This is a genomic window from Brevundimonas sp., assembly GCF_023259385.1.
Taxonomy (GTDB): Bacteria; Pseudomonadota; Alphaproteobacteria; order Caulobacterales; family Caulobacteraceae; genus Brevundimonas.
The window spans coordinates 4,380-26,166 of the sequence record NZ_JAHFPF010000013.1; the positions used below are offsets into that span (position 1 = coordinate 4,380).

General features: G+C 66.7%; 19 protein-coding genes. 9 read left to right on the forward strand and 10 right to left on the reverse strand.

Annotated features, from left to right (window positions below):
- Positions 1 to 6: 6 nt before the first annotated feature.
- Together Q0C81_RS01755 and Q0C81_RS01760 are read right to left on the reverse strand one after the other, a co-directional pair.
- The gene (locus Q0C81_RS01755; RefSeq protein WP_291832696.1) at positions 7 to 1,224 is read right to left on the reverse strand and encodes an acetyl-CoA acetyltransferase; all 1,218 of its coding nucleotides are present in this window, start codon (positions 1,222 to 1,224) and stop codon (positions 7 to 9) included.
- 12 nt (positions 1,225 to 1,236) lie between these two features.
- The gene (locus Q0C81_RS01760; RefSeq protein WP_291832698.1) at positions 1,237 to 2,703 is read right to left on the reverse strand and encodes a carotenoid oxygenase family protein; all 1,467 of its coding nucleotides are present in this window, start codon (positions 2,701 to 2,703) and stop codon (positions 1,237 to 1,239) included.
- Between the two features lie 135 nt (positions 2,704 to 2,838).
- Here Q0C81_RS01760 and Q0C81_RS01765 point away from each other — a divergent pair, with 135 nt between their 5' ends.
- Positions 2,839 to 4,026 carry an acyl-CoA dehydrogenase family protein gene (locus Q0C81_RS01765; RefSeq protein WP_291832700.1) on the forward strand — a complete coding sequence of 396 codons (1,188 nt, stop codon included), beginning with the start codon at positions 2,839 to 2,841 and terminating at the stop codon, positions 4,024 to 4,026.
- Positions 4,027 to 4,095: 69 nt separating this feature from the next.
- Here the strand turns inward: Q0C81_RS01765 and Q0C81_RS01770 are convergent, their stop codons facing one another.
- Complete coding sequence (locus tag Q0C81_RS01770; protein WP_291832702.1) at positions 4,096 to 6,429, reverse strand: TonB-dependent receptor; 2,334 nt, start codon at positions 6,427 to 6,429, stop codon at positions 4,096 to 4,098.
- 374 nt (positions 6,430 to 6,803) lie between these two features.
- Here Q0C81_RS01770 and Q0C81_RS01775 point away from each other — a divergent pair, with 374 nt between their 5' ends.
- The 5 genes from Q0C81_RS01775 (at position 6,804) to Q0C81_RS01795 (ending at position 11,655) form a co-directional block, all read left to right on the forward strand.
- Positions 6,804 to 8,168 (forward strand): MFS transporter, encoded by a 1,365-nt coding sequence (locus Q0C81_RS01775; RefSeq protein ID WP_291832707.1) that lies wholly within the window; start codon positions 6,804 to 6,806, stop codon positions 8,166 to 8,168.
- A complete protein-coding gene (locus tag Q0C81_RS01780) occupies positions 8,165 to 9,793 on the forward strand; it encodes an AMP-binding protein (protein ID WP_291832710.1) in 1,629 nt (542 codons plus the stop codon). Before Q0C81_RS01775 ends, Q0C81_RS01780 begins: the two co-directional genes overlap by 4 nt.
- A gap of 31 nt (positions 9,794 to 9,824) precedes the next feature.
- Positions 9,825 to 10,766: a helix-turn-helix domain-containing protein gene (locus Q0C81_RS01785; RefSeq protein ID WP_291832713.1), complete on the forward strand. Its 942-nt coding sequence runs from the start codon at positions 9,825 to 9,827 to the stop codon at positions 10,764 to 10,766.
- A 116-nt stretch (positions 10,767 to 10,882) separates the two neighbouring features.
- On the forward strand, positions 10,883 to 11,284 hold the full coding sequence (locus Q0C81_RS01790; protein WP_291832716.1) for a nuclear transport factor 2 family protein: 402 nt from the start codon (positions 10,883 to 10,885) through the stop codon (positions 11,282 to 11,284).
- Positions 11,281 to 11,655 carry a nuclear transport factor 2 family protein gene (locus Q0C81_RS01795; RefSeq protein ID WP_291832718.1) on the forward strand — a complete coding sequence of 125 codons (375 nt, stop codon included), beginning with the start codon at positions 11,281 to 11,283 and terminating at the stop codon, positions 11,653 to 11,655. The genes Q0C81_RS01790 and Q0C81_RS01795 overlap by 4 nt, the downstream gene beginning before the upstream one ends.
- A gap of 124 nt (positions 11,656 to 11,779) precedes the next feature.
- Here Q0C81_RS01795 and Q0C81_RS01800 read toward each other — a convergent pair whose 3' ends face one another.
- From Q0C81_RS01800 to Q0C81_RS01820, 5 genes are all read right to left on the reverse strand, one after another.
- Positions 11,780 to 13,279, reverse strand: coding sequence for an AMP-binding protein (locus Q0C81_RS01800; RefSeq protein ID WP_291832720.1), 1,500 nt, complete (start codon positions 13,277 to 13,279; stop codon positions 11,780 to 11,782).
- Positions 13,276 to 14,103 (reverse strand): DUF1295 domain-containing protein, encoded by an 828-nt coding sequence (locus Q0C81_RS01805; protein WP_291832722.1) that lies wholly within the window; start codon positions 14,101 to 14,103, stop codon positions 13,276 to 13,278. Before Q0C81_RS01805 ends, Q0C81_RS01800 begins: the two co-directional genes overlap by 4 nt.
- 29 nt (positions 14,104 to 14,132) lie before the next feature.
- Positions 14,133 to 14,891: an SDR family oxidoreductase gene (locus Q0C81_RS01810; RefSeq protein ID WP_291832723.1), complete on the reverse strand. Its 759-nt coding sequence runs from the start codon at positions 14,889 to 14,891 to the stop codon at positions 14,133 to 14,135.
- Positions 14,892 to 14,900: 9 nt separating this feature from the next.
- Positions 14,901 to 15,431 carry a nuclear transport factor 2 family protein gene (locus tag Q0C81_RS01815; RefSeq protein WP_291832725.1) on the reverse strand — a complete coding sequence of 177 codons (531 nt, stop codon included), beginning with the start codon at positions 15,429 to 15,431 and terminating at the stop codon, positions 14,901 to 14,903.
- Between the two features lie 76 nt (positions 15,432 to 15,507).
- Entirely contained in the window at positions 15,508 to 16,530 is a 1,023-nt protein-coding gene (locus Q0C81_RS01820) for a hypothetical protein (protein ID WP_291832728.1), read from the reverse strand.
- 134 nt (positions 16,531 to 16,664) lie between these two features.
- Between Q0C81_RS01820 and Q0C81_RS01825 the strand changes: the two genes are divergently transcribed.
- On the forward strand, positions 16,665 to 17,630 hold the full coding sequence (locus tag Q0C81_RS01825) for an SDR family NAD(P)-dependent oxidoreductase (RefSeq protein ID WP_291832729.1): 966 nt from the start codon (positions 16,665 to 16,667) through the stop codon (positions 17,628 to 17,630).
- 206 nt (positions 17,631 to 17,836) lie between these two features.
- Here Q0C81_RS01825 and Q0C81_RS01830 read toward each other — a convergent pair whose 3' ends face one another.
- Positions 17,837 to 18,385 (reverse strand): hypothetical protein, encoded by a 549-nt coding sequence (locus Q0C81_RS01830; RefSeq protein WP_291832730.1) that lies wholly within the window; start codon positions 18,383 to 18,385, stop codon positions 17,837 to 17,839.
- On the reverse strand, positions 18,378 to 18,854 hold the full coding sequence (locus Q0C81_RS01835; RefSeq protein ID WP_291832731.1) for a hypothetical protein: 477 nt from the start codon (positions 18,852 to 18,854) through the stop codon (positions 18,378 to 18,380). Before Q0C81_RS01835 ends, Q0C81_RS01830 begins: the two co-directional genes overlap by 8 nt.
- 166 nt (positions 18,855 to 19,020) lie before the next feature.
- Between Q0C81_RS01835 and Q0C81_RS01840 the strand changes: the two genes are divergently transcribed.
- Both Q0C81_RS01840 and Q0C81_RS01845 read left to right on the forward strand, forming a co-directional pair.
- Positions 19,021 to 20,082, forward strand: a complete 1,062-nt coding sequence (locus Q0C81_RS01840; RefSeq protein ID WP_291832732.1) for a hypothetical protein — start codon at positions 19,021 to 19,023, stop codon at positions 20,080 to 20,082.
- Between the two features lie 78 nt (positions 20,083 to 20,160).
- A complete protein-coding gene (locus Q0C81_RS01845) occupies positions 20,161 to 21,525 on the forward strand; it encodes a hypothetical protein (protein WP_291832733.1) in 1,365 nt (454 codons plus the stop codon).
- The last annotated feature ends 262 nt before the right edge of the window (positions 21,526 to 21,787 follow it).

Consider the following 21,787-nt stretch of genomic DNA (forward strand, 5'->3'; position numbering starts at 1 on the left):
CGGCCGTCAGGTCCCGATCACCAGGCTCACCGTCGTCGTGGTCGAGCCGCCGATGTTCAGCGTCTGCACATTGCGCGCGCCCTCGACCTGCATGTCGCCCGCGGTTCCGGTCGTCTGCTTGAAGGCGTCCAGCGCCATTCGCACCCCGGTCGCCCCGACCGGGTGACCGCAGCCGATCAGGCCGCCGGACGGGTTGATCGGCAGCCGGCCGCCCATCTCGATGTCGCCCGCCTCGATCGCCTTCCAGCTCTCGCCCGGCGCGGTCAGGCCCAGATGGTCGATGGCCATGTACTCGGTCATCGAGAAGCAGTCGTGGGTCTCCACCGCATCGATGCCCGACAGGTCCAGACCGGCCCGGGCGCGGGCGTCGTCGATGGCCCGCTTCACCTGCGGGAAGACATAGGGCTGCCCCTCGCTGGCCTTGATCTTGCGGCCATAGTCGATCGGCGCGCAGCGGTGGCCCCAGCCCTTGATGCGCGGCAGGCTCTCCAGCGGAACGCCCCGCGCCTTCGCATATTCGGCGGCCCGTTCCGGCGAGGCCAGGATGATGGCGGCGGCGCCGTCCGTCACCTGACCGCAGTCGGTCTTGCGCACCCGCCCCTCGATCACCGGATTGGCCTCGTCATCATTGCTGAAGCTGGCGGCGGTGAATTCGTATTTTCTGGTTTGGGCGTTTTTGTTGTTCTTGGCGTTGGCGAAATTGACCTGCGCGATCCGGCGCAGATGCTGTTCGTCGATGCCGTAGCGGCGATCGTATTCCTCGGTCAGGTCCGAGAAGGCGCGCGGCCACGGATAGGTCGCGTCCAGATACTCGTGCCCGGCCCAGGCGGCGGCGCCCAGATGCTCGGCCGCGGTCACCCCCGGCACATTGCGCATCATCTCCATGCCCAGCACCATCGCCGTGCCGTAGCGGCCCGCCTCGATGTCGGCGGCGGCGGCCAGCACGGCCAGGCTGCCCGAGGCGCAGGCCGCTTCATGGCGCGACGCGGGCATGCCGGTGAACCGCTCGTCCGCCATGGCGAAGAAGCCGCCCAGCATGCCCTGGCCCGTGAACAGGTCGCCGACGAAATTGCCGACGTGGCCGACCTCGATGTCCTCCGGATCCAGTCCCGTCTCCGCCAGGGCGCCGTGCACGGCCTCCGCGAAGCCGTCGCCGATCTCCAGTCCCTCGCGGGCGTAGTTGCGCGCGAAGTCCGACTGCCAGCCGCCCAGGATGTAGGTCATGGCTTCGCTCCCTTACGCCGCCGCCTGAGAGGCGCGGATGGTTTCGCCCTGCGACCAGGTCGCGTGGGTCCCGCTGGACATCCGGCCGGGCAGCATGATCCGCGCCACCGGCCCCTCGGCCGGCTTGCGCGCATCATAGATCACGCACTCCGACCGGTTCTCGATCATGTCGGTGACATAGGTGATCAGATAGCCGTCGTCCTCTTCCGTCGCGCCGATGCGCGGGGCGAAGCCGGGCTCCGAGCCGTAGCGCTCCGGGCCGAAATCGACGGTCCAGCTCTCGCACGTGTCCATGTCGTGCTTCACCAGGCCGGTGAACAGGAACCAGCCGGGCTTGGACACGGCGCTGTAGGCGTATTTGTACTTCACGCCGGCGAACTGGTTGTTGATGACGCCGAACTCCAGCACCCGGTCGTCCAGCCGCTGCTCGGTCGTCGCGCCGGTCTTCAGGTTGAAGCGCCAGCGGTGCAGTTTCGGCTGCAGCATGTTCTGGTCCAGGAAGGTCATGATCCGCTCATGACCCGGCCAGGCGTCCGGGCTGGTTTTCGGCACCGGATTGTCCTGGAAATAGCCGTCCATGACGATCTCGTCGCCGTCTTCCCAGGCGTTCAGGAAGTGCAGCACATAGGTCGCGTCGGCCTCGAACCAGCGCACGTCCTCGGCCCCGCCGAAGCGCGGAATGATGCCGAAGCGCGACTTCATGTCGGCGTGGAACCGCGCCGCGTGGATGCCCTTGGGCAGCAGGTCCTCTTCCCAGAACAGCGGGAAGTCGTTGAGGATCGAATAGTTGGTCGTGAACGCCATGTCGTGCGGCAGGCGCGCGCCCGGCAGCGGCACGGGCGTGAAATGCTTCAGCTTGTTGTCCGGCCCGACCACGCCGTAGTGCATGTGCGGCGCGGCCTTGGAGTAGTTGAAGAACAGCAGCTCGCCGGTCTTCTCGTCCACCTTGGGGTGGGCCGAAATGCCCTCGGGCGGACACCAGTCGGCGCTGGGCAGCTGCTCCATCGTATAGGGATCAAGGCGATAACCCTCGCCGCACTGGTAGAAGGTCGAAAGGATCGCCCCGGCGTGAATGATCACGTCGGTCGAGGACGAATCCTTCAGCCCCCCGTGGGCGCCCCAGCCCGGCAATTCCGACAGCGACGGATGCTCGGCCAGTCCGGCCCACAGCGCCCGTCCCGCCGCCTGTTCGGCCAGGAAGCCCTTGGTGCGCACGAAGCGGTTGCGATAGGCGGCCTTGCCGTCCCGCAGCACCATGGTGTGGATCATCCCGTCGCCGTCGAACGGGTGATAGCGGCCGATCGGGTCATGCACCGGGTTCTCGGTGTTGCGCACATAGACGCCGTCGATGTCGGTGGGGATGGTCCCGATCACCGGCATGTCCTCGGCCGTGAACTCCTCATGCTGCGGCGTCCAGGCGCCGGTCATGTAGGGATGCTCGTTCGGCTGCAGCGTCGCCTTGAACGGTTCAAAGCCCATCGATCACTCCTTGCGGGCGCTCGCCCGGAACATAGTGGGTTGCGTTAGAATACCATCCTTGTCGTCGTTGGCGAGGGCTTTTAGTATCAATTCGAAAGCGACGCCGCGAATGGCGCGGACAGGGAGAACAGGACTATGGCGGATCACGTGTTTCCAGCGCTGGACTTTGACGGCCTGCGGCCGCCCAGCCCCTTCCTGACGCCCGAGCACGACGCCTGGCGGGCCCAGCTGCGCGGCTTCGTGGACAGCCATATCGCGCCCCACCTGAAGGACTGGGACGCCGCCTCCGACTTCCCCGACAGCCTCTATGTCGAGGCGGCCAGGGCCGGCATCTCCGGCATGGGCTTCCGCGAGGATCTGGGCGGGACCGGCGAGGACGTCGACCTCTACCACCGCATCATCTACGCCGAGGAGTTCTTCCGGCTCGGCTCCGGCGTCGTCTTCGCCGATCTCGCCACCCCCTGGATCGCCCTGCCGCCGATCATCAACGGCGGAACGCCCGAGATGCTGGACCGCGTCGCCCGGCCGGTGCTGGCAGGTCAGAAGAAGATCGCCTTCGCGGTCACCGAGCCCGGCGGCGGCTCCGACGTCTCGGGCTTCACCACCACGGCCGAACGCCGCGGCGACGTCTTCGTCGTCAACGGCGGCAAGACCCTGATCTCGGGCGCCATGAAGGCCGACTTCCTGCTGACCGCCGTGCGCACCGGCGGCCCCGGCATGGGCGGCCTGTCCATGCTGCTGATCGAGACCGACCGGCCGGGCGTGACCCGCGGCCCGGTCCCCGGCCTGCAGTGGTACAACAAGAACAACGGCTGGCTTCAGTTCGAGAACGTCGAGGTCCCGGTCAGCAACCTGATCGGCGTCGAGAACCGGGGCTTCGCCGGCCTGGCGAGCCAGTTCAACATCGAGCGCTTCAGCGGCATCTCGGCCACCCTCGCGATGGCCCGCACCTGCATCGCCGAAGCCATCGCCTTCGCCCGCGAGCGCCAGACCTTCGGCAAGCGGCTGATCGACCACCAGTCCATGCGCCACAAGATCGTGGAGATGATCCAGCGTCTGAAGGCCGCCTACGCCTTCCTCGACATCCTGGTCTGGCGCTTCCAGCGCGGCGAGGCGCCGGTGGCCGACCTGGCCCTGCTGAAGGTCCAGGCCACCACCACCCTGGAGCATTGCGCCCGCGAGAGCCTGCAGGTCCTCGGCGGCCGCGCCTACACCGGCGACAACCGCGTCGAGCGCATCTACCGCGAGGCCCGCATCTTCGTCATCGGCGGCGGCTCCGAGGAGATCCTGCGCGACCTCGCCGCCAAACAGATGGGGTTCTGAACAAGAAGAGGCCCCGCCGACGGATCGGCGGGGCCCAGTTTTCAGGAAAACGCAGTCGCTTCGGAAGTCTCAGAAGTTCCGGCGCAGGGTGATCCCGTAGGTGCGGGGATCGCCGAGGAAGGCCGAGTACGAACCGGCCTGGAACGTGGCCGGAATGATGCGGCGATAATAATCCTTGTCGAAGACGTTGCGGGCCCACAGGTCCACCGCCCAGTCGCCGCCCTCATGCCGCAGCGAGAAGCGGGCGTTGGCCACCGAGAAGGCTTCCTGCACCCGGTTCGGATCGAAGCCGCCGGTGAAGAACTCGGAGCTGTAGCGGTTGTCCATATAGGCCACGCCGGTCAGGTCGCCCGAGATCGGGAACTCGTAGGTGACCGAGGTCACGTTCACCCAGTCCGGCGACTGCTCCATCTCCCGGCCCGAATAGGTCGAGTTGCCGGGGCTGACCGGATAGTAGGCGTCCGTGTAGCTGAGGCCGTTGGTGATCGTCAGGCCGTCCATCGGCCGCCAGGTCACCTCGATCTCGGCGCCCTTGGACACCGCCTCTTCCAGGCTGCGGACGACGAAGTTGACGCCCGTGTACTCGATCAGCTGGAAGCCCGAGAAGGTCTGGTGGAAGACCGCCATGTTGGCGATCAGGCGGCGGTCGAAGAACTCGGTCTTCAGGCCGACCTCATAGGCGTCCACCGTCTCTTCCGAGAAGGCCAGGTCGCGCGCGTTCGGCGTCGCCGGAGTAGTGAAGCCGGCGCGGTCGAAATTGTAGCCGCCCGACTTGTAGCCCCGCGAATAGGAGACATAGCCGTTCACGTTCGGAGCGAACTCATAGGCCACGTTGAAGGTGCCGGTGACGGCGTCCTCGCTGCGCGAGTCCGTGTCGCCCGCCGGGTTCATCCGCGTGTCCCAGAAGGGGGCGCAGAAGCGGGTGATGCCGGGCGCATCGCCGGTCGCCACGGCGCTGTCGCAGGCGGGGTTGAAGTTCTGGCCCCAGAAGTCGATCGACTTCTTGTTGTTGGTGTAGCGCAGGCCGGCGGTGACGCTGAGCTGGTCGGTGATGTTGAAGATGTTGTGCGTGAAGACCGAGATGTCCCGGCCGTTCTGCTCGCCCACGCCCCGCGCGCCGTCGCCGGGCGTGAAGGCGGCCAGGGTCGTGGCCTGGAAGGTGGCCGCGCCGCCGTAGATCAGCGGATAGTCGGCGCCCATCCGGTAGGCGGAGTCGTTGCGGACATCCTCATCCGAATAATAGGCCCCGACCAGCCAGTCGACCATGCCGGCCGTGCCCTGCAGGCGCAGTTCCTGGGTGAAGACGTCGAAGTTCTGGTGCAGGCCGTCCGGGGCGAAGAAGCCCAGGTCGGCGCCCGAGTGGTCGAAGTCCTGCGAGCGCGAGGCTTCCCAGCTGCGGTAGGCCGTGACCGAGGTCAGGTTGGCCCAGCCGAGGTCCCAGTCGGCCTGGGCCGACAGGCCCCAGTCGACGATGTTCTCGGAGTTCACGCGCCCGGCGGTCTTGGACGCCTGCCGGTCGAAGGGGTTGGTGCTGGTGTAGCCGATCTGGCCCCGCGCGGCGGACAGGCTGTTCACCAGGCCGTAGGTCGGGCCGGCGATGGCCAGCACCGCGACGCAGCAGTTCTCTTCGCGGTTGGTGTAGTCGGCGCTGAACATCCAGCGCAGGGTGTCGGTCGGCTCGTAGCGCAGCTTGGCGCGGATGAACTGGCGATCCAGGTTGTCCAGGGTCTCCTGGCTGTTGGCGTCCGGATAGAAGCCGTCGCGGGTTTCCGAACTGGCCTCCACCCGCAGGGCGGCGTTGTCCGACAGGGGCAGATTGACGGCCCCGGCCACGCGCATGTTGGAGAAGTCGCCGTAGGTGCCTTCAAGGCGGCCCTCGACGCCGGTGAAGCTGGGCGTCCGGGTGACGATGTTGATCAGGCCCGAGGAGGTGTTGCGGCCGAACAGGGTGCCCTGCGGTCCGCGCAGGACCTCGATCCGTTCCAGGTCGCCGAGCTCGGACAGGGCCACGCCGGTGCGGGCGCGGGTCACCCCGTCGATCACCACGCCGACCGAGGACTCCAGGCCCGGGTTGGTGGAGGTGGTGCCGATGCCGCGGATGCGGATCGACGAGTCGGCGCCGCCGCCCGGGGTCTGGAACTGCACGCTCGGCGCCAGGCCGGTCAGTTCGCGGATGTCCGAGACGCCGGAGTTCTGAAGCTGCTGCGCGCCGATGGCGGTGACGGCCACGGGCACATCGATGAGCCGCTCTTCCCGCTTGGTCGCGGTGACGATGACGTCGTCGATCTGGGTCGCGGTGTCCTGCGACGGTGTTTGCGGAGCGGTCTGGGCCCATGCCGGCGATGCGCCGAGAGATGCGGCCAGAAGCAATGCGGATACGCTGATGGAACCTCGAATGGTCACGCCCTATCCTCCCATGAGCCCCCGTTTAGCCGAGGTGCTTCAGTGCTAGGTGTAACTTGCAGAACGAGACTGTCAAATAGCTTTTGTAATCAGACCAACATCTGTGCTTGATTGGGTTAAGGCTGTCACAGGGCCCGCAGACCCGTTTGGAAGAACGGAAATCCGCGGCCCCAACGACACCAACCAGACCGGAAAACCGGCGGTATAACAGGGAGTTGAGACGGACCCGTGGAGACATCGGTCACACGTCACAGCGAACAGCCCGGCCCGTTTCCGCGGACCGCGAAATCCCTTGCCGAAATCCACCCGCGCGCCGGGATCGGATCGGCAAGTCACTTTCATCTTTAGATTGATTGATGGACCGGACCTCGCCGATGACCAGTACGACGTCCCCTGAAACACCCGTCGCGGCGACTACGCCCAAGCCCCGGATCTGGCCCCATCCCGGGTGGGGCTGGTTCGCGGTCGCGGCCCTGATGGTGGCCTATACCTCCAGCTTCATCGACCGGCAGATCCTGAGCCTTCTGGTCGAGCCGATCCGCGCCGACCTGAACATCTCGGACACCCAGTTCAGCCTGCTGGCGGGTCTGGCCTTCTCGCTGTTCTACACCCTGATGGGCGTGCCCCTGGCCCGGCTGGCCGACCGGGGAAGCCGCCGCTGGATCATCTTCTTCGGCATCGTCATCTGGAGCGTGATGACCGTCGGCTGCGGCCTGGCCAACAGCTTCTGGGCCCTGTTCGCCGCACGCGTCGGCGTCGGCATCGGGGAGGCCGCCCTGTCGCCCGCCGCCTATTCGATGATCTCGGACTATTTCCCGCCGCGCATGCGGGCGCGCGCGCTCGCGGTCTATTCGATGGGCCCGTACATCGGGGCCGGACTGGCCCTGATGATCGGCGGCGGCGCGATCGACATGATCGCCCGTCACGGGACGATGGAGTTGCCGCTGCTGGGGACGCTGGCCCCGTGGCAGCAGACCTTCGTCCTGGTCGGCCTGCCCGGCCTTCTGATCGCCGCCCTGTTCTTGATCGTGCGCGAGCCGCCCCGGCACGGGCTGGTCAAGGCCGACCGGAACGCCGGCGTGCTGAAGTTCATGTGGGCGCGCAAGAAGACCTTCTACGCCATGATCATCGGCTTCTCGATCTTCGGCATCGCCGGCATCTCCTACCTGGCGTGGATCCCGGCGGTGCTGATCCGCACGCACGGCTGGAACGCCTCGCAGGTCGGCTTCGCCTACGGGGCCGTGCTTCTGCTGGCGGCGACGCCGGGCGTCCTGGTCGGCGGATGGCTGAGCGACTTCCTGGCCGCGCGCGGCCGCAAGGACGCGCCGCTTGTCGCCGCCATCTTCGGTCTGGTGTGCAGCATCCCCTTCGCCATCGCCACGCCCCTCATGCCTGACGCGAACTGGGCCATCGCCTCGCTGGCCGGCTTCAGCTTCTTCGCGGGCCTGATGAACAGCCTGCCGGCGACCTCGCTGCAATCGGTGTCGCCCAACCAGTTCCGGGCGCAGGTCACGGCCATCTACTTCCTGATCGGCAACCTGATCTCGCTGGCCGGGGGACCGACCATCGTCGCGGCGATCAGCGACGGCCTGCTGGGCGGCCCGAAGCATATCGGCGTGTCCCTGGCCATCGTCAGCGGCGTCTGCATCACCGTCGCCTCGGCCATCCTGATCAAGACCCTGCCCCATTTCCGCGCCAGCGTGGATGAGGCGGAGGAATGGCAGAGGGACGCCTCGTGAGCGGGTTGAAGCTGCCCTGGTTCGACCCGACGCCGCCCACGGCGGACGAGTGCGTGATCCCGCGCCTGCTGGACCGCTACGCCGCCGAGACGCCCGACAAGGTGTTCATCCGCTATGAGACCGGCGAGACCTGGACCTGGGCCGAGACCCGGCGAAAGGCGCTTGAGACCGCCGCCGCCCTGCAGGCGCGCGGGGTGAAGAAGGGCGACATCGTCGCCGCCTGGGCGCCCAATTCGGCGGCGCTGGTGCGCTCGTGGTTCGGCGCGAACTATGCGGGCGCGGCCCTGGCCCCGATCAACACCAGCTTCCGCGGCAAGCTGCTGGAGCATGCGATCGGCAAGACCGGAGCCCGACTGCTGATCGTGCACCCCGATCTGGTCGGGCGGCTGGAAGGCCTGTCGCTGGGCGCCGTCGACGGACTGATCCTGACGGGCGAAGCGACCGGGCAAGTCAACCTGGGCGTCGCGGTCGAACCCGCCACGGCCCTGGCCGGCGACGCGGCGGCCTATGCGCGGGTGGAGTCCGATCCGTGGGACAGCCCGGTGATCATCTTCACCTCCGGCACCACGGGGCCGTCCAAGGCGGTGCTGACCTCCTATGTGCAGGAGTGGACGACCGGGAAGGTCACCTACGGCTACATGCACGGCGGCGACCGGATGCTGGTCAACCTGCCGATGTTCCATGTCGGCGGCATCGCCGCGATCACGGCGGCGGTGGCCTGCGGCGGTTCCGTGGCCCTGTTCGAGGCTTTCGACACCCGGCGCTTCTGGGACGTGATCCGCGAGACGGAATCGACCGTGTGCAGCGGCCTGATCGGCGCCCTGACGGCCTTCCTGATGAAGGAGCCGCCCCGACCGGACGACCGGGACAATCCGCTGCGCATGGTGACGCTCGCCCCCATCACCGAGGACACGGTCGCGCTCGCCGAGCGGTTCGGCTTCGACTACATCTCGGGCTTCAACATGACCGAGGTTTCGGGGCCGCTGATCTGCGCGGTCAACGAGACGGTGATGCGCAGTTGCGGCCGGGCGCGCGAGGGCATGGAGTGCCGCATCGTAGACGCCTTCGACAACGAGGTTCCGCACGGCGAGCCCGGCGAACTGGTGATCCGCGCGGACAGCCCCTGGACCCTGAGCCACGGCTATCTGGGCGATCCGGAGGCGACGGCGGAGGCCTGGCGCAACGGCTGGTTCCACACCGGCGACCTGATGCGCCGCGACGCCGAGGGCTGCTTCTTCTTCATCGACCGCAAGAAGGACGCGATCCGCCGGCGGGGCGAGAACATGTCGTCGCTGGAGATCGAGATCGAGGTCTGCGGCCACCCCGCCGTGCGCGAGGCGGCGGCCTATGGCGTCGACCTGCCGGGCGGGGAACAGGAGGTGATGGTCGCCGTCGCCCCGGTTGCGGGCGCGACGATCGATCCGAGGGAGCTGGTCGAATATCTGATCCCGCGCATGACCCACTTCATGGTGCCGCGCTATGTGCGGATCGAGGCGGAGCTGCCCAAGACCCCCACCAACAAGATCCAGAAGACCGGCCTGAGGGCGGAGGGAATCACGGCGGAGACCTTCGACCGGGAGGCCGCCGGCCTGACCGTTCGTCGTCAGAAACTCTCAACCGCTTGAATCCCGTTCAACGAGACCGCTAAGACAAGCCATGGTTTCCCAAGGCGCGACGAAGACCCGGCTGGTTCCAAAGAGTTCCCTGAACCGGGCGCTGAACGCGCTCGGCGATAGATGGAGCCTGCTGATCGTTCAGGAAGCCTTCCTCGGCGCCACGCGGTTCGAGGAGTTCCACGAACGGCTGGGCGGCGCCCGCAGCACCCTGTCCAGCCGGCTGCAGGCGCTGGAGCGGCACGACATTCTCGAGAAGCGCCCGCACCGGGACGAGGGCGCGCGAATGGCCTACCATCTGACGCCGCGCGGGCTGGACCTGTTCGACAGCATGATCCTGATGTGGGGCTGGGGCGTGCGCTGGGGCGTGGCCGGCCGCCGCGCGCCGACGGTCTTCATCCACGAGGTGTGCGGCAAGCCCATGCTGCCCGAGGTGCGCTGCACCGCCTGCGGCGAACTGCTGACCCTGCGCAGCTGCAGCTTCGTCCCTGGTCCCGGCCAGGGGATGGAGAAGCTGCCGGTCCAACGCATGCACCGCAAGCGTCAGCCGACCGACACGACGCCGGTGTTGGAGCTGGTCGACCTGCTGGGCGACCGCTGGACCGGCCTGGTGGTCAGCGTCCAGTATTTCGGCATCCACCGCTTCGACGAGATGCAGAACATGCTGGGCATCGCGTCCAACATCCTGACCGACCGGCTGCGCACGCTGGAGAACGCGGGCATCTTCGAGCGGCGGCTCTATGAGATCACCCCGCCCCGGTACGAGTACCGGCTGACCAAGAAGGGGCTGGACCTGTATCCCCACGCCCTGACCATGCTGACCTGGGCCGACGCCTGGCTGAGGGACAAGGCGGGACCGCCCGTCCGCATCCGGCACGAGTGCGGCGCCGCCCTGAGCAGCGAGGTAGACTGCAGCTGCTGCAAGGGCCGGCTGAAGATGGCCGACGTGCTGCTGAAGCCCGGCAAGGGGCACACGATCGCCTGATCCCGAACGCGCTCGCGAGGACGTGAAAGTCCACGTTTGAAAGTGCGGCCATGTCACTTGCATAAACAAACTTACCGTCCTAGCGTTTGCCGAACGACAAGAACGGGAGAGACGCCATGGGCGAGCATATGAAGGTGGTCGAGGCCATGATGGCCGCGTGGAAGAAGCGCGACGTGGAGGGCTTCATCGCCACCCTGTCCGACGACATCGAGTACCACTGGCACCCCACCAAACGTCCCGCCATCGGCAAGGACAAGATGCGCAAATTCCTGGCCAACTACGAACAGGGCTTCGACCAGCAGGAATGGCGGATCGTGCACTCGGCCGAGGCCGGAGAGGTGCTGTTCGTGGAAGGGATGGAAGTCCTCGTTGACCGCTCGACCGGGGTGAAGATGGACAATCCTTTCGTCCAGGTCTTCGAGGTCCGCGACGGCCTGATCCGCCGCATGCGGGACTATTATGACACCTCGCAGGTGCACGCCCCGGCCAAGCCGGACGCCGCCAAGGCCTCGGCGTGAGCACGCCGATCGAGCGCCTGCGGGCGCTGATGGAGGTCTCGGGGCGTCGCGACAAGGCGGCGTTCCTGACCTTCTTCGACCCCGCGATCGAGTACCACTATCACGTCGGCACCCGCCCCCTGATCGGGGTGGAATGGGTCGACAAATTCATCACCCGGTACTGGGCCAACCACTCCGAAACCGAGTGGGTCCTGTCCAGTTGGGCGCAGAACGAAACCCAGGTCCTGACCGAGGGCCGCGAGGACTACGTCAACGCCGACGGCGTGAAGGTGTCCCACCCCTATATGGGCATCATCGAGTTCGGGCCGGACGGGAAGATCACCGCCTGGCGCGACTATTTCCAGATGAAGGACCCGGCCGCGACGGGGTGAGTTCTCCCTCCCCCTTGTGGGGAGGGTGGCTCGCGAAGCGAGACGGGTGGGGAGCAGCCGCACAGCCCCCACCCTGTCGTCGCTGCGCGCCGACATCCCTCCCCACAAGAGGGAGGGAGAAACGTCAGATCCGCTCCGCCCGAAGCTGGCCCCGACGCACCTTGCCGGCGTCGTCGCGCAGCCGTTCAGCGGTGGCCTCGAAGGTGCGCGGCTGTTTGTAGCGGGCGATGCGCTCGGCGAGGAAGGCGGTCAGCGCCGCGGCGTCCAGCCGCCCGTCCGCCGTCTCAACGATGGCGTGGACGCGCTGGCCCAGGTCGTTGTCCGGCAGGCCGATGACCACGCTGCACTGGACGCCGGGGAAGGCGTCGATCGCCGCCTCGACCTCGGCCGGATAGACGTTGGCGCCGCCCGACAGGATCATGTCCACGCGCCGGTCGGCGAGGAAGAGATAGCCGTCGGCGTCCAGCCGGCCCATGTCGCCCAGGGTCTCGAACTCGCCCACCGCCTTGGGCTCGGCGCCCAGGTAGCGATAGGTGGTCCCCTGCCCTCGCAGCGGCCGGAAGAATATCTCGCCGACCTCGTCCACGTCGCAGGCCGAGCCGTCCGGACGCAGCACCTGCATCTCGTAGCCGGGCAGGACCCGGCCGACCGAGCCGGGCTTCTCAAGCCACTGCAGGCCGTTGATGCCGGTGCCGCCCATGGCCTCGGTGCCGGTGTAGAGCTCCCACACCGTCTCGGGGCCGACCCAGTCGATCCAGGCCTGCTTGAGCCACGGCGGACACGGCGCGGCGATGTGCATGACGGCGTCCAAGGACGAGATGTCGTAGCGGGCCTTCACCGCCTCCGGCAGGGCCCAGATGCGGTGCATCATGGTCGGCACCTGGAACAGCCAGCGCACCCTGTAGCGCTCGATCAGGCGCAGGGCTTCCTCGGCGTCGAAGCGCGGCATCAGCACCACGTGCAGGCCCCAGCCCAGGGCGAAGCAGGTCATGCCGAAGGGGGCCGCGTGGTACAGCGGCCCGGGATTCATCAGCACGTCGTCGTCCGGCAGCATGCCCAGCAGGGGCTTGTCCGGATCGGCGACGCCCGGCGACATGTCGACGATGACCTTGGGCCGGCCCGTGCTGCCGCCCGAGGCGATGGCCTTCAGGTGCGGGGCGATCTTCTCCGGCAGGGGGCTGTCATCGGCCGCCGCATCGAAGGTGTCCGCCTCCGCGAAGGCGGGCCAGCCGCCGGCCTTGGCCGCGTCGTTGATCACCACAAGCCGGGGCTTGAGCAGGTCGAGGACGCCCTCCAGCTCCGCCGCCGGCAGCTTGTGCGACAGGGGCGCGGGCGTGGCGCCCAGGGCCCAGACGGCGAAGGCCAGTTCGAGGAAGGCCGGGGTGTTGGGCAGGGCGATGGCGACGAAGTCTCCCGCCTCCACGCCCAGCCGCGCCAGGGTCCGGGCGCGGCGATTGACCCGCGACGCCAGCGCGGCGCGGGTCAGGGTCTCGCCTTCGAAGGACAGGGCCGGGCGGTCCGGATCGCGGGCCGCATGGATGTCCAGAAGGGCGCCCATGCCCCGGGGCGACATCTCGCCGATCCCGGGGGTGGACATGACGCGTGGGGTGGACGGGCGCTTCACACGACCTCCGGAGCGGCCTTCTTCGGCGGCCAGGGGATGAGGGAACTTGTGCGGGCGATATACTCGGCATAGCCGGGGCGCTGATAGGTCAGCCGCTTCTCGTAGGACGGCCCGCCGCTGTATTTCACGAACATCAGCAGCAGAAGCAGCGGCCCGACAATGGAGGCGACGCCGATCAGGCCGGTCTCCGCCGCGATGGCCCAAAGGCCGAACCAGACGCACAGGTCTCCGAAGTAGTTGGGATGGCGGGTGTAGCGCCACAGGCCGGCGTCCAGCACCTTGCCCTCATTGGCCTTGTTCGCCTTGAAGCGGACCAGCTGGAAGTCGGCCAGGCTCTCGAACAGGATGCCGAAGACGACCAGGCCGGCGCCGATCCAGCCCAGCGTGCCGATGGCCGCGGGCGTGGCCGACAGCTGGCCCAGCTGGACCGGCATGCTGACCACCCACAGGATCGGGGCCTGGAACATGAAGACCAGCCGCCAGGAGGCGACGGGGAAGCTCCAGCCCTTGGTCTCCTGCGCGCGGCTGAGCATCTTCACGTAGCGGCGGTCGGGTCCGTGGGAGCGCCAGCGCCACAGGATGTAGAGGCCCAAGCGCAGGCCCCAGACGCAGGCGAGCGCGAGCAGGAGCTGCATCCGCGCATCGGCGCCGTCGGCCTGGAAGAAGGTGGTCACCGCCATGAAGGCCAGGCCCAGCGCCCACCAGGCGTCGACGAAGGTGACGTCCTTCAGCGCGCAGCCGATGGCCCAGAGGATGACGAAGGACGCGATACAGATCCCGAGGTTGATCCCCAGGATCGTGGCGATCTCCTGAACAGCAGGCATTGGACTTCCCTCCCCTTGTGGCGCCGGCGCTAGCGGCCGGTCGACGGTTCCTTGACGAAGACGGCCTTGGCCATCTGCCGCTCCAACCCCTTGGGATCGCGCGCCTTGGCGGCGCGCATCTCGATGGCGAAGCGGTCTGTGTCGATCTCGTCCGTGCCCCGGGTGATGCCGCGCATGGCGGCCCGGGCGACGTCCTCAGGCGCCTCCTTGGCCCCCTTCACATGCGCGGCCATGCGCGTGTCGACCGAGCCGACGATCAGCGAGGTGACGGTCGTGCCCTGCCCGGCCAGCTCGGCGCGGATGCACGTCCCGGCGGCGCGCATGGCGAATTTGGACGGGCTGTAGCCCCCCATGTTCGGCGCGGCGAGGATGCCGCCGACCGAGAGGACGTTCAGGATGGCGCCGCCGCCGTTGGCCTTCAGGATGGGCGCGAAGGCGCGGGCCATGGCGACGGGGCCGAAATAGTTGACCTCCATCTCCTCGCGCGCGGCCGACAGGTCGTCGGCGCCGATCAGCAGCTGGTTGTTGAAGGCGCCGGCGTTGTTGACCACGACCGAGACGTCGGGACAGGCGGCCGCCGCGGCCGTGATCTGCTCCGGCTTCGACACGTCGAGGCGCACGGCCACGACGCGATCGGGAAACTCATCCTCGAGATGTTTCGCCGAGGCGGGATCGCGGGCGCCAGCGTAGACCCTGGCCGCCCCTTCCTGCATCAGCACGCGGACGAAGGCCTCGCCGATCCCGCGATTGGCGCCGGTGACGATGGCGACACAGCCCTGGACTTCCATGATCGGACCTCAGGCGGCGGTGTAGATGATGTCGTCGGGCTTCTTGGCGCCGCGGCGCAGCTGGGTCGGATCGTTGGTGATAGCCCCGCGCGCCCAGGTCTCCGAGATCTCGTGTTCCTCGTTCCACTCCCAGCACATGGTGCGGCGCAGGATCCGCCATTCGTTCCCACGCTTCTCCATCTGGTCCACGCAGCGGGCCAGGGTGCGGGTGTCGAACAGCTCCCCTTTCACCTTCAGGCGCGAGGCGGTGAGGATGTAGCATTCGGCCGTCGCCGTGGTCGGGCTCTTCAGCTCGATGACCAGGTTCATGGCCAGGTGGTTCATCAGCCCGGCCTTGGGCAGGCGCTCCTTGACGACGGCGACCCATTCGGACGCCGGGCCGTTGAAGGTGCCGCCGTGGTCCTCCCAACCGTCGGGCCAGTAGGCGCGCTCGACCAGGTCCGCATCGGCGCGGTCGCAGCCGCGCAGGAACAGCAGCAGGGTCTCCTCGATCGCCTTCTTGTCGAGAAGCGCCTGCACCTCGGGATCACGGTCGGCCATGGTCGTTTCCTCGGTTCGTTCTTTTAGTCTTTGAATGAAAGTGACATGACTTTTGTTAGCGGGCAACCCGCTGACATCAGAGGCGAAGGAGGCCCGGCGGCGCCGCGACCACGCGCGGGATGGCGTCCAGGACCATGCCGGCGACCGCGAACTGCTCAGGCTTGGTGCGCACGCCCGCCGGCGCGGTGTCGACCAGGTCCATGGCGATCTTCAGCCCGGGCAGGCCGTCGACCTCGATCCTCCAGTGCGGCTTGCCGGCGAAGGCCGGGTCGGCCGGGTCCATGATCCAGTTGACCTCGTGGGTGATGCGGCGGACGCCGTCGGCGAGGCCGTGCACCCGCCAGGTCGTCGCCGCCACCGTGCCCCGAGGGATGATGCCCGCCGCGACGATGAGGTCGAGCTCGGCGGTGCGCAGTTCGTGGTCGGACTCATAGCCGTCCAGCTTCAGACCGATGCGTTGCGCCAGCCCCTCGACACTCTGGGCGAACATGCGGTCGAAGGTTCGCGCCAGCGGGCCGTCCACCAGGTCGATCGACGCCGGATCCGCCCCGAAGCCGAGCGCGCCGAAGACATAGTCGGGGTTGGGAACCGTCGCGCAGTCAATGATTTCGCGGGTCGCGACGTTGCGGTGGGACAGGCACAGGCTGACGGCGTTGGCCGCCATCCGCTCCGCCACCCAGCCGGGATTCACCCCCGTCCCGGCCAGGGTCGCGCCGCCCTTCAGCGCGCTCTGCGACAGGGTCGCCGCATAGTCGGCGCCGAGCGCGGCGGGCTCGAAGTAGTTGTTGATCGAGATGACGTTCTTGCCTGCCTCCAGCAGACGCCGGACGTCGGCGTCATGCCCGTCATAGGGATCCGGCAACATCGGGCAGTGCAGCACCACGTCGGCGTCCAGCGCCAGGATGTCCTCGATGGCGCGGGTGGCGATCACCCCGGTCGGATCGCGCCGCGCGATGTCCCCGGCGTCCCGCCCGGCCTTGGCCGCTCCATAGACGAACAGACCGACCAGTTCGAAGCGCGGATCGTCGATCACGGCGCGCAGGCAGGCCCGCCCCATGGAGCCGGTCGCCCACTGGATCACGCGGATCGGTCTGGTCATTCGAAGCGGATCCTGTGACTTGCGATTCCGAACCGATACGCCATCAGTCCAGAAACGCAAGCCGGTTGCCAAGCCGTCCCGCTTGATTAGTATGTTTACGAAAGCGACGACGTACGCGCTTTGGAGGATATCCGATGGCTGAGCTGCCCTTCCTGCAAGCCCTTATGAAGTCTGTGAATTTCTACGCACGCTTCGCGCCGTCATTCACCCGCGTCGGCTACATCGCCCGCGGCCTGCCGTTCAAGCCGGTTCGCGCGGACTATTCCGGACAGACCTGGCTGGTCACCGGCGCGACCGGCGGGCTGGGGCGGGCGGCGGCGCTGCGCGCCGTGCGCAAAGGGGCCACGGTGTACGCGGTCGGGCGCAATGTCGCCGCGCTGGATGCGCTTCAGGCCGCGGCGGCGGGGGCGTCCGGACGGATCGTTCCGGTCGTCTGCGACCTGTCATCCATGCGGGCGGTGTCCGACCTGGCCCGCCGGCCGGAGATCGCCGCCCTGAAGTTCGACGTTCTGGTCAACAATGTCGGCCTGCTGATGCGGTCCTACCAGGCGACGGCCGAGGGGGTGGAGACCTCCTACGCGACCAATCTGCTGGGTCACTACATCCTGACGGAACAGATGCACGCCGAGGGCCTGTTGGCCTCGGAAGCGGCGATCATCAATGTGGTCTCGGGCGGCCTCTACAATCTGCCGCTGACCAAATCGATGCTGAACATCCCGGAAGAGAAGTTCAACGGCTTCGCCGCCTACGCGGCCCACAAGCGGGCCCAGGTGGCGCTGACCGAGCACTGGCGCGCGGCCTTCGCCGACATTGGGGCCAGGACCTACGCGGTCCATCCGGGCTGGGCCGACACGGCGGGGGTGAAGACCTCCCTGCCCAAATTCCGCAAGATCCTGGCTCCGATCCTGCGCAACGACGACGAGGGCGCCGACACCATCGACTGGCTGGCCGCGACCCGTCCGTCGGAGGTGGTCGATGAACTGTGGTTCGACCGGAAGCCGCGCACCGCGCACGCCTATCCGCACACCCGCACGCCGAGAGCGACGCCGGCCGACATCGTCGCCTTTCTGGAACGCGACCGGCAAGCGCTGGTCGGCTGACCGGGAGCTGGTGCGGGCGGTCGGACTCGAACCGACACTCCAGAGGACCCGGATTTTAAGTCACACACGCCAGCATCAACCATCTGATACTTAACAAGAATCTACCACAACCCAGTCGACTGTGTAAGCATTTGTGTAAGGCCGCAGCCTCCGCAGGAAGGCTCGGCATCGCACTTTATGTCAGGACGCAGGACTTCATGTTTCGGCTACCGAGCGGAGAGACGCGCACGCAAATCAAGCTCAGGTTCCTGAGAGCCGACCCGGAAGCGATAATCCACCTGTCGCCCTATCAAGGCGTCGAGAACATTGACGGCGTGGCTCGCTGCCGCCGCGAAACGCACGGGCTTATCTAGGACGCGCGGGAGAACTTCGGCGAACTCCTGCACATGGCTGATGTAGCTGTTGCGATGGTTGACCTTGAGATCGTTGATCGCCGCCCGGTACGCCTTGACTTGGGCCTTCAGATCTTCAGCCTTCCTGGCCGCTAGTCCCTCGCGATTCATGGCAGCGAGAGCATTTGGGAAAGACCGTGCCCCGGAACCGTCGTCGTCCAGCGCTGTAAGTCGCGCGATGATATCCCTCGTCCCGCTTTCCAGCAGGGCGAGCTCAAGCACGAGGTCTTCTCGTGACATCTTTCCCAGGTTCGGCAGGCGCTGCTTTTCGCGGTGCGCCAAGATCGTGAGCAGGAGGTAGAGGACATCCTGCTTGAGGCCTTCCAGCAGATCCTCCGAGGACGTGTAGACCTTCTTAGCCATTGAGCGTGAGCTCGGTCAGCGTCTTCCCTTCGCCCTCCAGCCTAAGCAACCAGTTCCCATAGATTCGCAACATGCCCGCTGGCCCGTCCGTCTTTGCTTCGCCTGTCTCCATCGACAAGTACAGGCGTGGGAAGGGATCGGCTTGCTCAATGACGAGGAACGGCTTGTTCTCGCCATCGAAGACGAGCGCGCCATGCGTCACCGCTTCGCGTCGCTCCGTCTTCGCGGTTCTGCCTACCACGAGCTCGGCATCGACAGCGTAGCACTCACCGGGGAGGTGCTGATTCTGCAGATAGCCCGGCAAGGCTGCCTGGCCCTTCACTTGACCGAGAAGGATGGCCGTCACCAGATCACCCGCCTTCACTGTGACGCCGTAGAGCGGCGGAGCTGTATCACCGACCTGGAACGCTGATCCGGGCTTCAGGCTGGAGATATCTACGGGGGCAGGAAACCCGACAACCTTCACCATAATCTCACGCTCCATCGATTGGGGATGTTAACTTGGGAAGTCCCCTCGCCCCATGCCAGCGCCACGCGGCGCCATCTCAAGTTTCGTTGCGCACAGCCAAGCTTCAATCAGGCATTGCGTCAATGCGCGCCTGTCGATCAGATCAGGTCCGAGTCGGGAGGTATGCATGATCAAGTGGGGAGACAGCCGGCAGGATCATGATCCTATCCTCGCGATATGGCCGAGCTATCGCCCGTTGCATGAGCGCTGGTTCATGGTGGAGCTGGTCGAGACCGAGGATGGCGGTGTTCGCTGGCGAGACCGACGAATCCCGTCCGAGGAGGGATGGGTCAGAATGGACGTCCATCCGGATCGGGAGGCCGCAGTATCCGCAGCCGAGGCTCTGAATCCCTCACTGGCGGCGGCGCTCGCTGCGAGGCAGATGGACGCAACAGAGAAGACCTCTCTCACCTTGAAGGTCCGCAAGGCGCTTCAGTCGCGGCAACGTCTGGCAGATGAGGAAGCCCTTATGCTTTCTGAGGCGGTCCGACGCCACGCGGACACGCCCCGGATCCCCATCGGTCAACTCAAGCTGCACACTGAGGCCGAGCCATATCGGGAGGCTCTTGCGCAAGAGCTCCAAACCTACCCCTATCTTTGGATGGCTCTTCTTGATGGCCGCGGACGGCAGGTCGTTCTGTATCGCAATGCCGACGACGTCTGGAGCAAGCCCTATCCCGCCGGAGAGAAGTCGGCTGAAAAGGCGTTGCGCGCCCGGATCGCCAACGGATTCAAGTTTCACCAGGATCAGCACTGGGGTCAGGTGAAGGCCAAGATCCGCGCCGAACTGCTGCCGCGGGCCAATCAGCTTCTTCAGCTCGCCAGCGTTCAACGCCTGCTCGCTGAGGCTCTGGCCCGTGGCGAGCGCGTGCTGGTCAGCAATGGGATCGTGTTCTGGTGCGAGCCGGACGGGCAGCTCGGCTGGACGGTCAAGGCGACGACAAGCGACAAGGGTGAGGATGGTTCGACCCTATGGCGCGAGGGCACCATACTCTCGACCAATCATGGGCGGCTCGTTGTCCTTCCCTACGTCAAGGAAGGCGGCGAACAGGTTCGCGGCCACACCAAAAACGGTCCAGGGGATGGACCGGCCAAGCCCAGACACCCCGACCACTTCGTCGAGATTCCCTTCCGTGAGCTGAAGGGCGATCTGATGATCGGTCTCTTCGGCGAGCTTCCGTACGAGTAGCTCGGTCAGGATCAGGGCCTCGCCCCATTAGCTCCCCGACCTCATCTCAGTCCTCATTTCTCTCTTCGGTAGGCCCCCGTGGACGCCAGCTTCGTAGATCTCGACATCCTACTGACCAAGGTGCGCAACGCCCAGTCCCGCATCTACTTCCTCGATGCCGTGAAGGCCTACAAGGCCGGCGCCCTTCGCGCCTCCCTGACGGCGGCCTGGGTCGCGCTCGCCTATGATCTGATCGCCAAGTACCGGGAACTGAGCGCGATGGGCGACGCGGCGGCGACGACCTTCCTTCAATCCTGGGACAATGCGACCGCGATCAACGACATCCGCCAGCTGCTCCAGTTGGAGGGCAGGATCATCGAGGACGCGGCGGACAACACCCAGGCGATCAGCCAAATCGCCCGGCGACAATTGGAGAGACTGCGTGAGGACCGCCACCTGTGCGCCCATCCCGCCTTCTCGGCCGAAGCCCTGCTGTTCGAGCCCACACCGGAACTGGTGCGGATGCATCTGGTGAACGCTGTCGATCTCGTGCTTGCCCAGGAACCCCTTCAGGGCCGAGCCATCTTCGAAGTCTTCGATGTCGACGTTCAGTCGCCCGGATTTCCGAACGATCACGCCAGGATCCTCGACTACGTCGAGCAGCGCTATCTCGTTCGCGTCCGGTCCCAGAACATCCGCAACTTTGGCACCGTTCTCGCCAAGTCCTTGCTCAAGGGTATTCCCCCTCACCTAGACGGAGTGCGCGGCAAAATCGCCTCGGCGCTCGTGGCGGTCAGGGAGCGAACCCCTGCAGCGTGGCCCGAACTCACGCCTTCTATTGTTCAGCTCCTCGACAATCTGGCGCCTGTCGATCGGCCTCGGGCGATCGCCTTCATCGCCGCCTTCCCGAACTTCTGGCCGCTGATCCAGGAGGCCACGCAGACCGCCCTGCAGGAGACCGTCAACAACCTCGACCCCGCCAATGTCGCCGATGTCCGGATCATGATGGGGATCACGTTCGAGCGGTTCCGGGCGCCCCTCCTCGCAGCGATACCGCGACTGGACCGCGACACACTTGCGCGCACGATCGCTGCCACTCCGCTCGCCGACCTATGGCCGAACGCGCTCGCGCGCTATGCGGGCTCGGGCAGCTTCAGGGGTTCGGAAGCCAACTTCAGCGACTTCATCGCGCCCTACACGGGCTCCCTGGCGCAGGCCGAGCTGGACCAGGTGCTCGATGCCGTTGTCGGCAACGGGCAGAACTACGCCGCAGCCGCGACAGGTGGTTTCCTGCTCAGTCTGCTGCGAAACGCCGGGCGTCAGCCTTCGATTGACGCGCGGAACCGGTTCGTTCAGGGACTGCACGAAGTCCGCCACGTGGACCAGTTTCGCGACGTTCTCGCGGTATTCGCCGCAGATGGATGGCAGCGGCCTCCCCTTGCGGTGATTGAGGACGAAGAGTAGGCGCCGCCCATCCCTGCTCGTAGGGCGGTGCTGCTGCAGGCGGCCCGGCACTTTAGGGGAGCATACGTTCGGATCCGGACTTCCGTGTCCTCTCCGCTCAGCTCTACATCCGGGACATAGCAAGTCTATGCGATGGGCCGCTCAATGCTGACGCCGGGAGCGGCTGCCGGTCTTCGTGGAGGGTTGAAGCGTTCCTGGACAGGACGGTCGAAGGCGTACCGGAAGATTACAGCTCCGATGAAGGCGCTCGCCAGGCCCGCAG